Genomic DNA, 16,049 nt, shown 5'->3' on the forward strand with positions numbered 1-16,049 from the left:
CGCATGAAGAACGCAGTGAACGACGGGGTCTGGTCCGGCACCTGGGTCGCCGAGCGGCTCGGAGTCGGACTGGAGGGCGACGACGGGCTCCGGGACCTGCTCGGGCTGGCGCTGCGCCGCAACCCCAAGCGGGCCCACCTGCTGGTCTCCCACGTGCTCGGCAAACACGTACCGCAGTCGCCGTCCGTGGTCTACGGCCACGGCTTCCGCCTCGGCCGCCGGGTCCGCGAGCTGCTCGGCGAGACGGAGACCGCCTCGGCGGTCGTCCTCGGCTACGCGGAGACCGCCACCGGCCTCGGCCACTCGGTCGCCGACGGTCTGGGTCTCGCCCCGTACCTGCACTCCACGCGTCGCCCGGTGGCCGGGGTCGCCCGGGCGGGCGGCTTCGAGGAGTCCCACTCCCACGCCACCTCCCACCTGCTGCTCCCCGAGGACGCGGCGCTCCTGGCCGGAGATGGCCCGCTGGTCCTGGTCGACGACGAGTTCTCCACCGGGAACACGGTTCTCAACACCATCCGTGACCTGCATGAACGCTATCCGCGGCGGCGGTATGTGGTGGTGGCCCTGGTCGATATGCGTTCTGCTGAGGACTCCGCCCGTCTGGCCCGGTTCGCCGCCGAGATCGGGGCGCGGGTGGATGTCATTGCCACGGCGTCCGGGACTGTGCGGCTGCCGGACGGTGTCCTGGAGAAGGGGCAGGAGCTGGTTGCGCGGCACGCGTCTGCCGAGGAGGCGTCGACGGCCGGGTGCGGGTCCGTCGTGGCTGGTCGCGCCCGCGCGGCGGAGCCGCACGATGCCTCGCCCCGCGCCCCTGAAGGTGAGCACCAGCCGGACCACGTCGCATCGGCGCCGTCGCCTCGGCACGGCGGACGGATCACCCGCGTCGACCTCCACTGGCCCCCCGGCCTGCCCGACGGCGGCCGGCACGGGTTCACCCCCGCCCACCGGGCCCGGCTGGAGGCAGCGCTGCCCGCCATGGCCGCGCGGGTCGCCGAGGCGCTGCCCGCCGACGCCCGGCGGGTGCTCGTGCTCGGCTTCGAGGAGCTGATGTACGCCCCGCTGCGGATCGCCGGCGAACTGGAGCGGGTGATCCCGGCCGAGGTGCGCTTCTCCACCACCACCCGCTCGCCCGTCCTCGCGGTCGACGACCCCGGCTACGCGATACGCACCCGCCTGGTCTTCCCCGCCCACGACGACCCGGCCGACGGCCCCGGCGAGCGGTACGCCTACAACGTCGCCGGCGCCGGTTTCGACGCCGTCGTCGCCGTGGTCGACTCGGTGGCCGACACCCCCGCGCTGCACGCCCCCGACGGTCTGCCGGCCCGCCTGGCCGCCCACACCCCGCGCGTCCTGCTCGCGGTCGTCCCCTCGTACGCCCCCGAGCCCCTCTCCTCTCCCGAAAGGCCGGCCATGCTGCCCGAGCCCCTCCGCGGCCCCGCCTTCTCCTCGTACGCCCCCGAGGAGGTCGGCTGGCTGCTGCAGGACCTCTCGGACGTGACCCTGGAGGCGCCGACCGAGGAGCGCGAGGAGGCCATCCAGAGCGGCGGCGCCCACTACGCCGAGTCGCTGCCGGTCGAGTACCAGCCCAGCGAGCAGTACCAGGAGCTGTTCCACAGCGCCCTGGACGCCTCCGCCGCCCGGATCGCCCAGGCCGTCGGTGTCGTGACCGAGACCGTCATCGCCGAGCGGTCGCCCCGCCCGGTGCTGGTCTCCCTGGCCCGCGCGGGCACCCCCGTCGGCGTGCTCATGCGCCGCTGGGCCCGGTTCCGGCACGGCCTCGAACTCCCGCACTACGCCGTCTCGATCGTCCGCGGCCGCGGCATCGACGCCAACGCCCTGCGCTGGCTGGCCGCCCACCACGACCCCCGGGACGTCGTCTTCGTCGACGGCTGGACCGGCAAGGGCGCCATCACCCGCGAACTCACCCAGGCCATCGAGGAGTTCGAGGAGAAGGAGGGCGTCACCGGCTTCGACCCGGAGATCGCCGTACTCGCCGACCCGGGCTCGTGCGTGCGCACCTACGGCACCCGCGAGGACTTCCTCATCCCGTCCGCCTGCCTCAACTCGACCGTGTCCGGGCTCATATCCCGTACGGTCCTGCGCGCGGACCTGGTCGGCCCGGACGACTTCCACGGCGCGAAGTTCTACCGCGAACTCGCCGGCGCCGACGTCTCCGTGGCCTTCCTCGACGCCGTCTCCGCCTGCTTCCCCGAGGTCGCCGACACCGTCGACGCGGCGGCCAAGGAACTGATGGCCGAGGACCGCACCCCGACCTGGGAGGGCTGGCGGGCCGTCGAGCGGATCAGCGAGGAGTACGGCATCCACGACGTCAACCTGGTCAAGCCCGGCGTCGGCGAGACCACCCGGGTGCTGCTGCGCCGGGTGCCATGGAAGATCCTGGCCAAGGCCGGTGCGGGCGCCGACCTCGACCACGTACGGCTGCTGGCCGAGCAGAGAGGGGTTCCGGTGGAGGAGGTCGGCGAGTTGCCGTACACCTGCGTGGGTCTGATCCACCCCAAGTACACCCGGGGTGCCACGGGCGCCGACGGCAGGGCGGTGAACGTCTGATGCCGGTGCTGGTGGCGAGCGATCTCGACCGTACGCTGATCTACTCCTCGGCGGCCCTCGCGCTGACCATGCCGGACGCGCGGGCGCCCCGGCTGCTGTGCGTCGAGGTCCACGAGAGCAGGCCGCTGTCCTACATGACAGAGGCGGCCGCCCAGTTGCTGACCGACCTCGGTGACGCGGCCGTCTTCGTGCCGACCACGACCCGCACCCGCAAGCAGTACCAGCGCATCAACCTGCCCGGCCCGCAGCCGGCCTACGCGATCTGCGCCAACGGCGGGCATCTGCTGGTCGACGGCGTCACGGACCAGGACTGGCACGCACAGGTGCTGGCCCGGCTCGCCGAGGAGTGCGCGCCGCTGGAGGAGGTCCGCGAGCACCTGATGGCCACCGCCGACCCCGTCTGGGTGCGCAAGCACCGGGTCGCCGAGGACCTGTTCGCCTATCTCGTCGTGGAACGCGAGCTGCTGCCCGAGGAGTGGGTGAAGGAGCTGGCGGCCTGGGCGGAGAACCTGGGCTGGACGGTCTCGCTCCAGGGCCGCAAGATCTACGCCGTCCCCAAGCCGCTCACCAAGAGCGCGGCCGTACGCGAGGTGGCCCGGCGCACCGGCGCCCACCTCACGCTGGCCGCCGGCGACTCCCTGCTCGACGCCGACCTGCTGCTGGCAGCCGACCGCGGCTGGCGCCCCGGCCACGGCGAGCTGGCGGACAGCGGCTGGAGCGCACCGGAGATCAGCGCGCTCCCCGAGCGTGGCGTGCTGGCCGGGGAGCGGATCGTACGCGAGTTCCTGCGGGCCTCCCGCCCGAAGGCCTGACCCGCACGGTCGGCGTCAGCCGCAGCAGCCTCCGCCGCAGCAGCCGCCCCCGCCCCCGCCCGCCCGGGGCGCCGGGGCGGGTGCTGCGGAGGTGCCGCCCACGGCTACCGTCGACAGCAGCTTGACCGTGTCATCGTGGCCCGTGGGGCAGGCGGCCGGCGCACCGGACTCCGCCATCGGACGGCTCAGTTCGAAGGTGTCGCCGCAGGTGCGGCAGCGGTACTCATAGCGAGGCATGCGCACAGGTTAACCGGAGTGGCGCTTGTCACAGCACTCCAAAGTTTTATGAGTGTTCGCTTCTGCCCGAAACTGGTGCGGAGATTTTGAAAAGATCGCTGATAACTTAGCTTAGCCGCGAGGAGCCGTAAGACCGGGGGAAAAGGGGGGTTCACCGCACCGCGATGACCATTGCGGCGGTGTCCACCTTGCTGAGTCTGAACCGCGCGCGCAAGGACCAGTGCGAGGGGAGACGCAGCCTTGGCCAAGTCATGGCAGCGGCCGGAAGGCAGCGGGGACGAAAAGAGTCCCAGGCCCGAGGAGCGGCAGCCGCAGGAGACGGACGCCACTCTGCATCTGAAGGTCGACGCCCTCCGTGCGGACGTCACCATGCAGCTGCGGGTGCCTCCGCCGCCGGAGCCTGCTGCCTCCGGCGGCCGCGCGCAGCGCCGGCGCAGCGCCCGCCTCCCGGCCCGCGCCCGTCTCACCGTCGCCGCCACGTCCGCCCTCGCCCGGCTGCGTGCCGTCGCGGGCCCCCGGCTCGCGCCGCTGGCCCCGTACGCCCGCCGCCTCAGGCCGCTGTACCCGCGCCCCGGCCGTATCGGCTGGCGCCGCTGGATACCCTCCTGGCGCCAGTGGCTCGGCGCCGTGCTGTCCGGCTTCGTCGTGATCAGCCTGTCCCTGTTCATCGCCTACGAGATGACGGACATACCGAAGAACCTCAACACCTTCGCCACCCAGCAGGACAACGTCTACTTCTGGTCCGACGGGACGCCGATGGCCCGCACCGGCTGGGTGCGGCGTCAGGACATGCCGCTCAAGGACATACCCGAGCAGGTCCGCTGGGCGGTGCTCGCCGCGGAGAACGCGAGTTTTTACTCGGATCCCGGTATTTCCGTCAAAGGCATCACCCGGGCCGTATGGCGCACCATCGGACAAGGGGACACCGAGGGTGGTTCCACCATCACTCAGCAGTACGTCAAGAACGTCTACCTGAATCAGAATCAGACCGTAAGCCGCAAGTTCACCGAGGCGATGATCTCGCTCAAGCTCGACAACAAGATGAGCAAGGACGAGATCCTTGAGGGCTACCTCAACACCAGCTGGTTCGGCCGCGGCACCTACGGCATCCAGCGCGCCTCCCAGGCCTACTACGGCAAGGACGTCAGCCGGCTCAACGCCAGCGAGGCGGCCGTGCTCGCCTCCATGCTGAAGGGTGCCGCGCTCTACGACCCCACCGTCAGTGCAGCCAACCACAAGCGGGCCGTCGAGCGCTGGTCCTGGATCCTGGACCGGATGGTCGACATCGGCAAGCTGTCGCCGGCCCAGCGGGCCAAGTACAAGACCTTCCCCGAGCCGCTCAAGTCGGGCCGCGTCTACGACACCGGCACGCAGAGCGACTACCTGGTGGAGCTGGCCCAGCAGTACGCCAAGAAGGCCGCCCGCATCTCCGACCGGGACTTCGACCTCGGCGGCTACCAGATCTACACGACCTTCGACCGCAAGCGGGAGACGGCGCTGACCGCCGCCGTCACCAAGGCCCGTGAGCAGGGGAAGAAGGTCCACCCCGAGCAGGCGAAGACCGCCCACTACGGCGCCGCCTCGGTCGCCGCCGACGGCCGGATACTCGCCGTCTACGGCGGTCCCGACCACCGCAAGCAGGGCTACAACGAGTCCAATGCGACCACCGTCAAGGCCGGCTCGGCGTTCCTGCCCTTCGTCTACGCCGCCGGTCTGGAGCACGGGGTCCACAAGACCCGCGGCGGAGCCGCGACGCCCGTCACGCCCGAGACCGTCTACGACGGCGACGACGGCGTCCCCGTCACCACGCCCGAGGGCCCCTACTGGGACCGCAGCGGCAAGAAGGTCGCCGCCCACAACGACGGCCAGAAGTCCTACGGGCAGATCACCCTGGACAACGCCCTCGCCAAGTCGGTGAACACGCCCTTCATGCAGCTCGGCATGGACACGGGTCTGGACAAGGTCAGCGAGACCGCCGTGTCGGCGGGCCTGCTCTCCTCCAGCATGGGTCCGCAGGTGCCCGCCCTGTCGATGGGCAACTCCACACCCAGCGCGATCCGGATGGCGAGCGGATACGCCACCTTCGCCGCCTCCGGCACGCACACCGAGCCGTACTCGGTGCGCCGCATCACCCGCAACGGCACCCAGGTGGCTCTGGCCACCCCGCGCCCGCAACGGGCGGTGGGCGCGGGTGTCGCGGAGAAGGTCGAGCGGGCGCTGGCGGAGTCCTACCGCCTCGCCCACCCCACGAGCACGGCCCAGGTGTCGGGCAAGGCAGGCACCACCGACGACGACAGCGCCGCCTGGTACGTCGGCACCTCCGCGTCCGTGTCCACCTCCGTCGTCGTCTACCGCATCGACCTGACCAAGTCCCTGGAACCCCTCTCGCTCGACGGGTTCGCCGGAACCACCACCGACGACGTCGACGTCCCGTACGGCATCTGGGCGCACGCCACGGGCCTCGGCTGACCTCCGAGGCTCCCCGCCGACCCCCCTCCCCTCGCACCAGAATGAGCCGCATGAACAAGAAGCCGCAGACCGGCCGTCGCCGCCGGGCAAAATCCAGCCCCCGTCCCAACGGCGTCGGGATGCGGATGCTTGCTGCCCTCCTCGCCGTCGCGTCGGCGATCGCGGGCTACCTGGTGCTCAGCCACCGGGACAACACCGCGCCCACCGCCGCCAGCAAGGACACCTCCGGAAAGGCCGCGCCGAAGCCCGCCAGGACGCCCGCGTGGGACGGCAGGACGAAGATCCTCGGCGACGGCTCCACCTCCTACACCGGCCCCCAGAAGGGGCAGTTGGTACCCAAGCCGCTCAAGCCCGGTGAGAAGCCGCCCCAGTTCGTCGTCTTCTCCTGGGACGGTGCGCTGGAGGGCAGCGACCACCTCTTCTCGCACTACCGGGAGCTGGCCAAGGAGTACAACGCCCACATGACCTTCTTCCTCACGGGCATCTACCTGCTGCCCAAGGACAAGAAGACCCTCTACCACGGCCCGCAGCACGAGCCGGGCGACGCCGCGATCGACTACGCGACCGACGACCACATACGCACCACCCTGGAGCAGCTCCGCCAGGCCTACGACCAGGGCAACGAGATAGGCACCCACTTCAACGGCCACTTCTGCGAGAAGAAGGGCGGCGGCGACTGGAGCGTCGAGGAGTGGAAGAGCGAGATCGACCAGTTCTACGACATCGTGGAGCACTGGAAGACCAACACCGGCTTCAAGGACATCGCGCCGCTGCCCTTCGACTTCAAGAAGGAGGTCGCCGGCGGCCGTGCGCCCTGCCTGGAGGGCCAGAAGAACCTGCTGAAGGCCATCAAGGCCTACGGCTACGGCTGGCGTTACGACGCCAGCTCCACCGGCGACTTCCAGATATGGCCCGCCAAGAAGAACGGCGTCTGGAACTTCCCGCTCCAGCTGCTCCCCTACGAGGGCGGCGACTACCAGGGCCTGTCCATGGACTTCAACTTCCTCGCCAACCAGTCCGACGGCCAGACCGACGGCAACCCCGCGGACTACCCGAAGTGGGAGCAGGAGACCGTCGACACCTACATGGCCGGCTTCAACCGCGTGTACTACGGCAGCCGGGCACCGCTGTTCATCGGCAACCACTTCGAGTCCTGGAACGGCGGCATCTATATGAAGGCCATCGACCAGGTTGTGAAGAACGTGTGCACGAAGAAGGGCGTCAAGTGCGTGTCCTTCAAGGAACTGTCCGACTGGCTCGACGTGCAGAAGCCGGCGACCCTGGAGCAGCTGCGCGCTCTTGACCCTGCGCAGTCGCCGCGTGACTGGTCGGCAGTGGTCAAGTGACGTTCGGGCGCCGCAAGTTCCACTTGTGCAACCCTCTTCACAACTGGCCCACACGTCATGCGAAGATGCCCTCGCCCGGTCGGTGTGCCGGTGTAGAGGGGAACATCATTGAAATCGAGAAAACTGAGCCGTAAGGGGCGTCGCGCCGGCATAGTCTCGGTGGCGGCCGCCTCGGTCGTCGCCGGTGTGGCCCTGGTGCCCAACTGGAGCGCGGGCGCGGCGGTCGTGGACGACCCGACCGTGGACGCCGCGACCAAGGCGACCTTCCAGAAGCTGGCCGACGCGGTCTTCACGGACCGCACGGACGCCCTGGTGGACCGGAGCGACCAGCACCGCTCCAAGCCGCTGGCCGCCACTTTCTCCGGAGACGTCAAGCTGTCCTCGGGGCAGTCGCGCCAGGAGAACTCCGCGCTGACCGAACTGCGCGGCCGCCAGTCCCGCCTCGCGAAGCTGGGCGAGAAGTACAGCAAGGCCAGCACCCGCGTCACGCTGGACGCGACGCGCGTGACCGGTCGCACGGCCAAGGCCGATGTCACCGAGACCACGGCGCTGACCTACGCGAAGGTCAAGGGCACCGAGCCGAAGACCACCGGCTTCCAGGCCCACCACGAGCTGACCTTCAAGGCCGACCAGCAGGGCAACTGGCAGCTGACCGGCGTCCGCGACACGGACGGCGGCTACCTCGCGGTGAACCAGGTCGCGAAGCCGTCCTCCGTGAAGGCCACCCCGGCCGACGACGGCCCGCCCAACGCGCCCCGTGCGGCCACCACGTGGCCCGCCCCGGCCAACCAGAAGAACATCACCACCGGCGCCTACGACTACAAGGCGATGGTGGCGTACGCGACCAAGTACTGGAACAACTACAACCCCGGCTACCCGGACTACAACGGGCAGGGCGCGGGCGGCGACTGCACCAACTTCGTCAGCCAGTCCCTGAAGGCGGGCGGCTGGAAGCACGTGCCCGGCTACACGAACGACTTCCACAAGTGGTTCGGCAACGCCGACATCCAGTCGGACTCGTTCGTCGGCGTCAACGAGTTCTCCTGGTTCGCCCTGTCCTCCAAGCGCGTCACCAGCCTGGCGAACGTCTACCAGCTGGACATCGGTGACGTGCTGCAGATGGACTTCAACAGGGACGGGTCCAAGGACCACTCCATGATCGTCACGTACCGCAGCCCGCAGGGCCTGCCGTACGTGACGTACCACTCCAACAACACCTACAACCGGTCGGTGGCGAGCCTCGTCGCGTCGTACCCCAGCGCGGCTTTCTACGCCTACCGCACCTGATCCCCGGTCGCATCGGTCCGCTGCCCCGCCTCGGGGTGGCGGGCCCGCCAGTACGGGTTGTCGTGCGGCAGGGTCGAGCCGACTCTGCCGTACATCCCGAACACCATGAGCAGCACGCCGACCACGAAGCTGAACAGCACGTTCTGGATCTTGAAGGCCAGGAAGTTGTAGTCGCCGTCGAGCAGGGCCAGGTTCAGGAAGCCGCTCAGGATGAACAGGATGCCCAGCGTCATGTTCAGCGTCGACGCGAAGTTCCCGCCGATCACCATCCCGACGCAGAGCAGCAGCCCGACACAGACGGACAGGACGCTGAGCGTGCCGTTGGTGTTCAGGCCAAGGGTGGTGTTCCCGCCGGTGTCGAAGAAGCCGATGTTGTTCGTGAGGCCGAGAATGCCGAAGGCGAGCAGGAACAGGCCCATCAGGCCCGCGCCGATCCGGTAGACGGTGTTCAGGCGATGGTCGACGGGGAGATGGTCGTCGAACCGGATCCGGTGACGCTCTCCCGTGTGCATGGTGTGTGAGGCCATCTTCGCCTCCCTGTGCGTGCTGGCGGCGGCCCTACGTACCTCCACCCAATATCCGCCCGACGCGGCCCGGCGGCAACGGCTCAGTGCCCGGGGCCCCCGCGTTCCTCCCGGATCTGCGCCACCACACGGGCCGTGCTCTGCCGCACCGCGTCCGTCTCGGTCAGGAAGTGCCAGTAGTCGGGGTGCCGGCCCTCCAGCGTGCCGATCGCCCGGTCCAGCCGTGCCACCGCGTCGTCCAGCGGCCGCGCGTGCCGCGGATCCGGGGTCGTACGGCCGGTCATGGCCAGCCGCTGGGCGTCCCGGATCGCGAACCGGGTCCGCTGGATCTCCTGCTCCGGATCCTTCTGCACGGCGTTCAGCCGGGTCAGCCGGTCACCGGCGGCCGACACGGCCTCGTCCGTGGTGTTCAGCAGTGCCCGTACCGTCGACAGCAGCGAGGTGGCGTCCGGCCAGCGCTGGGTGTCCCGGGCGGCCTGGGCCTCGCGCAGTTTCAGCTCGGCCTGCCGCACGTTCTCCGCGGCCTGGGCCGGCACCTGCTGCAGGTCCTGCCAGCACGCGGCGGCGAACCGCCGCCGCAGCTCGCTCAGCACCGGGTCCACCTGACCCGCCCGGGTGGTCAGCGCCTGGGCCCGGGTGCGCAGGCTCACCAGCCGGTGGTCGATCTCGGCCGCCTTCTGCGGCAGCCGCTCCGCCTCGGCCCGGATCGCCGCGGACTCCCGCTGCACCCGCTCGGCCCGCTCCAGCGTCGGCGCCACCCCGTGCTGACCGGCTCCCTGGTTCAGCCTGGTCAGCTCGGGCGAGAGCGCGGCGAGCCGCGCGGCGAGGTCGTCGGCCCGCAGGCCCTTCTCCCGTACGGCGTCCAGCGCGTTGCTCGCGCCCAGCAGCGCCTGCCGGGCCCGCTCCACGGCCGGGGCGAGCCGGGCCAGCTGGGTCTCGGCCTTGCCGAGCAGCGGCCCGAGGGAGCTGCCGAAGCGGTCCAGCTCCTGCTTGACCCGCACCAGTTCGTCCTTGGCCGCGGTCAGCTCGCCGCGCGCCCGGGCGGCCGCCGCGGCCTCCAGGTCGTCCCGGTCCAGGTCATGGGCGTCCACGGCCTGGATGTAGTGCTGACTGACCTCGTCGATCCGGCCGCCCAGCGCCGCGAAGTCGGCCACCGCGCGCCGGGCGGCGGGGGAGTCGTCGACGGCCGAGATGGTCTCGATGGAGATCCGCAGGTCCCGCTGGGCCGTGTCCAGCTCGTAGAACGCGGCCGCGGCGGCGTCCTTCGCCGCCTGCGCCTCGGCCCGCTGGCTCTCCGCGCGGCCGCCGAACCAGCGCCGGGTGCCGCCGCCTGCGAACGCGGCGGGCAGCGCGAGCGCGGCGAGCACCGGCAGGCTCATCAGGATGAGGGTGTCGCGCAGAGCCGAGGGGGCGCCCGAAGGAGGGTGCGACCTCGTCGCCGGCGTGCCCGGTGTCGCCGTCACATCCCTCTCCCGTGCTGTTGTTCGCCCTGGGTGGTGTCATTCTCCCACCCGTTCAGGACGAACACACGGGCCGGTCAGTTCGCCGTGTGCACCGTCACTTTTCCGCCCCTCGGGAGCCGTCCCCGCCCCGGACGGGGTTTGCGGCACAGCCCCCCTGGCCATGTAGGCTGTCGACCTGTCCCGGGTGCGTAGCTCAGGGGTAGAGCGCCTGCCTTACAAGCAGGATGTCGGCGGTTCGAAACCGTCCGCGCCCACCAGAAGAAACGAGAAGCCCCCCGACCGGTCCCGGTCGGGGGGCTTTCGTGTGTGACCCCTCGTCCCCGGCTCACTCCTGGTCGGCCGCCGCCTCGCGGGCGTGCTTCAGCTTCGTGCGGGCCTCGACCCGCTCCGCCGCCGTGACCTCGGACCAGAAGCGGTGGCCGCTGACGAACACCGCCAGCTCGTGCTCGCGCCGGCGCAGCTTCTCCACCTCGGCCTGCTCGTCCGGCGTCCAGCCGGGGGAGGCGGGCCGCTCCACCTTCCGCCAGCCGCTGTCGTCGCTGAAGCCGTCCATCGGCTCGACCGACCAGGGAAGCCGCTTGAGCAGGGCCGACAGCTCGGCCCGGACCTGATGCAGCTCCTCCTGACCGGCGAGGAGGTCACTGGGGAATTCATAGGTCGTAGCCACGCGGCAATGCTACGCCTGTTCGATTTTGGGTGGCGAGTTCGGTTGCGAGGTTCACGCGAACGAGTAGCGCCCGCCCCCGGCTCAGTGGCCGGCGGCGCGCAGTTCCCGCACCAGGCGGGCCGCCACCGGCACCGGCACGCCGTGCCGGTCCGCCGCGCGCAGCAACGCCCCGCCGATGGCGTCGAGTTCGAGGGGCCGGCCCGCCTCGGCGTCGCGCTGCATGGAGGACTTGGCGGCCGGCGGGAAGGCGTCGTACCGGGCCAGGGCCCGGGCCGGGTCCGTGGGGGCGCCGCAGGCCCGGCTGACCGCGGTGGTCTCGGCGACCAGCGCCTCCAGCTCCTCGCGGTGGCGGGTGCGGATCTCACCGAGAGGGAGGCCGTAGCGGGTGGTGAGCAGGGCGAAGGGCGCCAGGAACGACATCTTCGACCAGAGGGCCGTCGTCTCGTCCTCGAGCACGCGGGTGGTCACGCCCGCGCCGGAGAGGGTGGCGGCCAGGGCTTCGAGGCGGGGGCGGGCCGCCGTGTCGCCGGTCAGGTCCACTTCGACGAAGTCGCTCCCGTGTTCGATCAGGCCGGGGGTCAGGCGGGTCGACTCCACTCGGATCACCGCGGGGGCCACCTGGCCGGGCCGGTAGCGGGCGCGCAGGGCCGCGGGGTGTTCGACGCCGTTCAGGAGCGGTACGACGAGGGCGTCCCCGAGGACGGCGGACGGGACGCGGGTGAGGGCGGCGTCCAGGGTGGTGTGCTTGACGGCGATCACGCAGGCGTCGACCGGCTCGCGCAGCTCGGTGTCCGCCTCCACCGGTGCGGTGAACTCGCCGAACCGGCGGCTGCGGACCCGGATTCCGGTGTCGCGCAGGGTGTCGGCGGTGGCCTGCCGGGCCAGGCAGACGACGCGGTTGCCGGCGCGGGACAGGAGGGCGGCGAGGAGGCCGCCGGTGCCGCCGGGGCCCAGGATCGCCACGGTGTGCTTCGTCATGAGGATGTTCCTCTCGTCGGTCGGCCCCGGGAGTCGGTGGCCGCCTTCGGTGCGATCCTCGCAGGGGCGCGCGCCGTGCGTGAGACTGGGGGCATGTGCCGGAGTATCAAGACGCTGCGTCCGCCCGTACTGCCCGGAGATGCCACCGAGGACGACATCCACGCCGCCGCGCTGCAGTACGTGCGGAAGGTCTCGGGGTTCCGGGCGCCTGCCGCCCACAACCGCGAGGTGTTCGAACAGGCCGTGCGGGCCGTCGCCGAGGCCACGGCGGAGCTGCTGGGCGGGCTGGAGGTGCGGGGGCAGTCCGTGCGGGGCGCGGCGGGGTAGGACCCGCGTCCACAGGTGCCCGGAGCGGGGGCCGGTCGCCGCGCGGTCCGGTCACGCCGCCCGTGCCGTCGCCGGGCGCGGTCCGAGGGCGCCGTCGTGCCGCCACGACCGGACGTCGTCGCCGTCTCCCGCGATGTCGTGGCGGCCGCCGTGTCCTTGGGGGGTCGAGCCGCGGTCTGCGCAGGCCGAGCCCGTCGTCGCACGGCTCACCGCGGCCCGCGCGGGCGCCGTCGGCCGGCCCGACGGCGCCGGGCCGCGCAGCGCGCTCCCGGCCGGACCGGTCCCGCTCGGCCGGCCCATGACCAACACCCGGGTCCACGTCCTCGACGCCCGGCTCAACCCGGTGCCGGACGGTGTCACCGGTGACCTGTACGTGGCGGGCACCGGCGTGGCCCGCGGCTACCTCCACCGCCCCGCACCGACCGGCGAGCGGTTCGTGGCCGACCCGGGCCGGTGCGTCACCCGGCCGCGTTGGACGATCCCCGCCGCAACCGGTACGGCCGGCTCCTCGCCCTGATCAACGGCCGGCCCGTCCCGGACCCGCTGACTCCCGTGATCGAATGGGCAGTTGCGGCGCTGACACGGGAACGGACCGGTGACAGGGCCGTCGAGCGATCGGGAGGACCGAATGTCCACGACACGGCTGGACGTGGCCGCCACCCCCTCGGGCCCCGCTCTCCTGCTGAGACCGTGGTGCCCGGCGGACGCGGCCGCGCTGGTCGAGGCGTACCGCGACGCCGCCCTGCGCCGCTGGACCAGCGGGGTGGTGGAGGACGAGGCGGGCGCGGTCCGGTGGATCGGGGCGCAGGCGCGCGGGTGGGAGGAGCGGCGTCGGTTCGCCTTCGCCGTCGTGGAGTCCGGTCCCGAGCCGGAGCGGGTGCTGGGGCACGCGGTCCTGAAGTTCGCCGAGGCCCCGGGCGCCCCCTCCGCCGAGGTCGGCTACTGGACGGCGGCCCCCGCGCGCGGCCGGGGGGTGGCACCGCGCGCGCTGCACGCGCTGACCGACTGGGCCTTCGCGGCCTTCGGCGGGGACGGACTGACCCGCCTCGAACTGCTCCACCAGGCGGACAACGCGGCCTCGTGCCGGGTGGCGCGCAAGTGCGGGTACGAGCTGGCCCGGCTGCTTCCGGCGGCGCCGCCCGCCTTCCCGCTCGACGGGCATGTGCATGTGCGGGAGTTCGGCCGGGAACCCGGAGCCGGCGCGCCCTGAGTGTGCGGCCATGACCGGAATGACGGACAACCCGGGCCGGGGAAGAGCTGCTTGAGGCGGACGGGCCCGGGGGGCGCACCGCCCGGCGGGCCCCGGACAGGCATGATGAGGCGGACCGTCCGCTTCCAGTCGGCGGTCTGCTGCCATGCGCCCCACACGCCCGGGAGTCACGTCGTTGTCTGCACCGATCCAGGAATCCCCCACGGTCTCCGTCGCCCTGGTCGGGGCCGGACCCCGCGGAACCAGCGTCCTGGAGCGCCTCTGCGCCTCCGCGCCGGAACTCCTTCCGCCGGGCGTCCGGCTGACGGTCCACGTGATCGACTCGGCGCCGCCCGGCCCGGGCCGGGTCTGGCGGCCCACGCAGTCGGCCGAGCTGCTGATGAACACCGTGGCGAGCCAGGTGACGCTGTTCACCGACGCCAGCGTGGACTGCTCGGGCCCGATCCGCCCCGGCCCCAGCCTGCACGAGTGGGCGGACGGAACGCTGGGCCCGGACGACTACCCCTCCCGCGCCCACTACGGCCGCTACCTGGAGTGGGTGTTCGCGCGGACCGTCCGGGCGGCCCCGCACGCGGTGCGCGTCGAGACCCACCGGGCCCGCGCCGTACGGCTGGACGACGGACCCGGCGGCGGCCAGACGCTCACCCTCGACGACGGCCGGGTGCTGTCCGGGCTGGCCGCGGTGGTGCTGGCCCAGGGACACCTGCCGACGGCGCCGGACGCGGAACAGGAGCGGGCGGCCGGACACGCCGAGCGGTACGGCCTGCGCCACATACCCCCCGCCAATCCGGCCGATGTCGACCTCTCCCCGCTCGCGCCCGGCGAACCGGTACTGCTGCGCGGCCTGGGCCTCAACTTCTTCGACCACATGGCCCTGTTGACCACGGGCCGGGGCGGGCGCTTCGTCCGCGCCGCCGACGGCGCCCTGCACTACCGGCCCTCCGGACAGGAGCCGCGCGTGTACGCGGGTTCACGGCGGGGGGTGCCGTACCAGGCGCGCGGGGACAACGGGAAGGGCCCGTACGGCCGCCATTTTCCGCTGGTGCTCACCCCCGAGGTCACGGCGGGCTTCCGCAAGCGCGCCGACTCCGGTGAGCCGCCCGACTTCCTCTCGGAGATATGGCCGTTGGTCGCGAAGGAGGTGGAGACGGTCTACTACGGAGCGCTGACCGGCCGGCCCGACTTCACCGGCCGCTTCCTCGCCGTGCCGCACGGGGATCCCCGGGAGGCGGAGCTGCTGGAGGAGTACGGGGTCGGCGCCGGGGACCGCTGGAGCTGGGAGCGGATCTCCCGGCCGTACGGGGAGCGGGAGTTCGCGGAGAGCGGGCAGTGGCGGGCGTGGCTGCTGGCGTATCTGCGCGAGGACGCGACGCAGGCCGCCCTGGGCAACGTGCGCGGACCGCTGAAGGCGGCGCTGGACGTGCTGCGTGATCTGCGCAACGAGATACGCCTGGTGGTGGACCACGGCGGCCTGACCGGCGACTCCCGGCGTGCCCACCTGGACCGCTGGTACACCCCGCTCAACGCCTTCCTGTCCATCGGCCCGCCGCGGCGCCGGATCGAGGAACTGGCGGCCCTGGTCGAGGCGGGCGTGGTCGAGGTGCTGGGGCCGCGTCTGGAGGTCCGGGCCGGGCAGGGGGCGTGGGTGGCCCGCTCGCCGGCCGTGCCGGGGTCGGCGGTGCGTGTGACGACCCTCATAGAGGCGCGTCTTCCGGAACCCGATCTGCGGCGCACGTCCGACGAGTTGCTCGCCGGGCTGCTGGCGAGCGGCGCCTGCCGGCCGCACATCGTGGACGGTTACGAAACCGGAGGGCTGGACGTGACACGGCGTCCCTATCGTCTGATTGATCGTCAGGACCAGGTGCACGCACGGCGGTTCGCACTCGGTGTGCCGACGGAGGGTGTGCACTGGGTGACGGCAGCGGGCGCTCGTCCAGGGGTGGATTCGGTCACGCTTTCGGATGCCGACGCGGTGGCGCGAGCCGTCCTACGTGCGGCCGCGGCCGATGCGGAACCGCAAGCGGAAGCGGAACCATGGCCAAATGTTGAACTTGCAAGCATGAATTAGGTACGCCTAACCTGGATCCCTCGTTCGGTACCGCCGCCCCCACGACCGGCCCCGTCCCCGGCCGGCCGGCCACACCGACACCGAAGAGGAGCC

General features: G+C 71.9%; 14 protein-coding genes and 1 tRNA gene. 10 read left to right on the top strand and 5 right to left on the bottom strand.

Going from position 1 to position 16,049, the window contains the following annotated elements; translation table 11 throughout:
* Window positions 1-3: 3 nt before the first annotated feature.
* Window positions 4-2,568 carry a phosphoribosyltransferase gene (locus FB157_RS27530; protein ID WP_145883348.1) on the top strand — a complete coding sequence of 855 codons (2,565 nt, stop codon included), beginning with the start codon at window positions 4-6 and terminating at the stop codon, window positions 2,566-2,568.
* Window positions 2,568-3,380 (top strand): HAD family hydrolase, encoded by an 813-nt coding sequence (locus FB157_RS27535; protein ID WP_145883349.1) that lies wholly within the window; start codon window positions 2,568-2,570, stop codon window positions 3,378-3,380. Before FB157_RS27530 ends, FB157_RS27535 begins: the two co-directional genes overlap by 1 nt.
* A gap of 15 nt (window positions 3,381-3,395) precedes the next feature.
* On the opposite strand, the gene FB157_RS27540 is transcribed toward FB157_RS27535, so the two are convergent.
* A complete protein-coding gene (locus tag FB157_RS27540; protein ID WP_145883350.1) occupies window positions 3,396-3,617 on the bottom strand; it encodes a zinc ribbon domain-containing protein in 222 nt (73 codons plus the stop codon).
* A gap of 240 nt (window positions 3,618-3,857) precedes the next feature.
* Here FB157_RS27540 and FB157_RS27545 point away from each other — a divergent pair, with 240 nt between their 5' ends.
* The 3 genes from FB157_RS27545 (at window position 3,858) to FB157_RS27555 (ending at window position 8,719) form a co-directional block, all read left to right on the top strand.
* Window positions 3,858-6,086, top strand: a complete 2,229-nt coding sequence (locus FB157_RS27545) for a transglycosylase domain-containing protein (protein WP_392283138.1) — start codon at window positions 3,858-3,860, stop codon at window positions 6,084-6,086.
* Window positions 6,087-6,136: 50 nt separating this feature from the next.
* A complete protein-coding gene (locus FB157_RS27550) occupies window positions 6,137-7,432 on the top strand; it encodes a hypothetical protein (protein WP_145883351.1) in 1,296 nt (431 codons plus the stop codon).
* Window positions 7,433-7,591: 159 nt separating this feature from the next.
* Complete coding sequence (locus tag FB157_RS27555; RefSeq protein WP_261386566.1) at window positions 7,592-8,719, top strand: amidase domain-containing protein; 1,128 nt, start codon at window positions 7,592-7,594, stop codon at window positions 8,717-8,719.
* Here FB157_RS27555 and FB157_RS27560 read toward each other — a convergent pair.
* Both FB157_RS27560 and FB157_RS27565 read right to left on the bottom strand, forming a co-directional pair.
* Window positions 8,707-9,246: a DUF4383 domain-containing protein gene (locus tag FB157_RS27560; RefSeq protein ID WP_145883352.1), complete on the bottom strand. Its 540-nt coding sequence runs from the start codon at window positions 9,244-9,246 to the stop codon at window positions 8,707-8,709. The two genes, FB157_RS27555 and FB157_RS27560, sit on opposite strands and share 13 nt — an antisense overlap.
* Before the next feature lie 80 nt (window positions 9,247-9,326).
* Window positions 9,327-10,706, bottom strand: a complete 1,380-nt coding sequence (locus FB157_RS27565; protein WP_145883353.1) for a hypothetical protein — start codon at window positions 10,704-10,706, stop codon at window positions 9,327-9,329.
* A gap of 182 nt (window positions 10,707-10,888) precedes the next feature.
* On the opposite strand from FB157_RS27565, the gene FB157_RS27570 reads away from it, so the two are divergent.
* A tRNA-Val gene (locus FB157_RS27570) sits at window positions 10,889-10,963 on the top strand.
* Window positions 10,964-11,031: 68 nt separating this feature from the next.
* Here FB157_RS27570 and FB157_RS27575 read toward each other — a convergent pair.
* Together FB157_RS27575 and FB157_RS27580 are read right to left on the bottom strand one after the other, a co-directional pair.
* A complete protein-coding gene (locus FB157_RS27575) occupies window positions 11,032-11,373 on the bottom strand; it encodes a hypothetical protein (protein WP_145883354.1) in 342 nt (113 codons plus the stop codon).
* An 81-nt stretch (window positions 11,374-11,454) separates the two neighbouring features.
* Complete coding sequence (locus FB157_RS27580; protein WP_145883355.1) at window positions 11,455-12,351, bottom strand: ketopantoate reductase family protein; 897 nt, start codon at window positions 12,349-12,351, stop codon at window positions 11,455-11,457.
* Window positions 12,352-12,444: 93 nt separating this feature from the next.
* On the opposite strand from FB157_RS27580, the gene FB157_RS27585 reads away from it, so the two are divergent.
* The 4 genes from FB157_RS27585 (at window position 12,445) to FB157_RS27600 (ending at window position 15,956) form a co-directional block, all read left to right on the top strand.
* Window positions 12,445-12,678, top strand: a complete 234-nt coding sequence (locus FB157_RS27585) for a DUF2277 domain-containing protein (RefSeq protein WP_145883356.1) — start codon at window positions 12,445-12,447, stop codon at window positions 12,676-12,678.
* 133 nt (window positions 12,679-12,811) lie between these two features.
* Window positions 12,812-13,195 carry an AMP-binding protein gene (locus FB157_RS27590; RefSeq protein ID WP_145883357.1) on the top strand — a complete coding sequence of 128 codons (384 nt, stop codon included), beginning with the start codon at window positions 12,812-12,814 and terminating at the stop codon, window positions 13,193-13,195.
* Window positions 13,196-13,306: 111 nt separating this feature from the next.
* Entirely contained in the window at window positions 13,307-13,888 is a 582-nt protein-coding gene (locus FB157_RS27595) for a GNAT family N-acetyltransferase (protein WP_145883358.1), read from the top strand.
* A gap of 145 nt (window positions 13,889-14,033) precedes the next feature.
* On the top strand, window positions 14,034-15,956 hold the full coding sequence (locus FB157_RS27600; RefSeq protein ID WP_145883359.1) for an FAD/NAD(P)-binding protein: 1,923 nt from the start codon (window positions 14,034-14,036) through the stop codon (window positions 15,954-15,956).
* Window positions 15,957-16,049: the final 93 nt, after the last annotated feature.

The sequence above is a fragment of the Streptomyces sp. BK340 genome (assembly GCF_007827595.1).
In the GTDB taxonomy this organism is placed as follows: domain Bacteria; phylum Actinomycetota; class Actinomycetes; order Streptomycetales; family Streptomycetaceae; genus Streptomyces.

Bases quoted from the DNA above. Each gene is read 5' to 3' on its own strand.
- FB157_RS27530 (WP_145883348.1), top strand. From the start codon at position 4: ATGAAGAACGCAGTGAACGACGGGGTCTGGTCCGGCACCTGGGTCGCC.
- FB157_RS27535 (WP_145883349.1), top strand. From the start codon at position 2,568: ATGCCGGTGCTGGTGGCGAGCGATCTCGACCGTACGCTGATCTACTCC.
- FB157_RS27540 (WP_145883350.1), bottom strand. From the start codon at position 3,617: ATGCCTCGCTATGAGTACCGCTGCCGCACCTGCGGCGACACCTTCGAA.
- FB157_RS27550 (WP_145883351.1), top strand. From the start codon at position 6,137: ATGAACAAGAAGCCGCAGACCGGCCGTCGCCGCCGGGCAAAATCCAGC.
- FB157_RS27560 (WP_145883352.1), bottom strand. From the start codon at position 9,246: ATGGCCTCACACACCATGCACACGGGAGAGCGTCACCGGATCCGGTTC.
- FB157_RS27580 (WP_145883355.1), bottom strand. From the start codon at position 12,351: ATGACGAAGCACACCGTGGCGATCCTGGGCCCCGGCGGCACCGGCGGC.
- FB157_RS27585 (WP_145883356.1), top strand. From the start codon at position 12,445: ATGTGCCGGAGTATCAAGACGCTGCGTCCGCCCGTACTGCCCGGAGAT.
- FB157_RS27590 (WP_145883357.1), top strand. From the start codon at position 12,812: ATGTCGTGGCGGCCGCCGTGTCCTTGGGGGGTCGAGCCGCGGTCTGCG.
- FB157_RS27595 (WP_145883358.1), top strand. From the start codon at position 13,307: ATGTCCACGACACGGCTGGACGTGGCCGCCACCCCCTCGGGCCCCGCT.
- FB157_RS27600 (WP_145883359.1), top strand. From the start codon at position 14,034: ATGCGCCCCACACGCCCGGGAGTCACGTCGTTGTCTGCACCGATCCAG.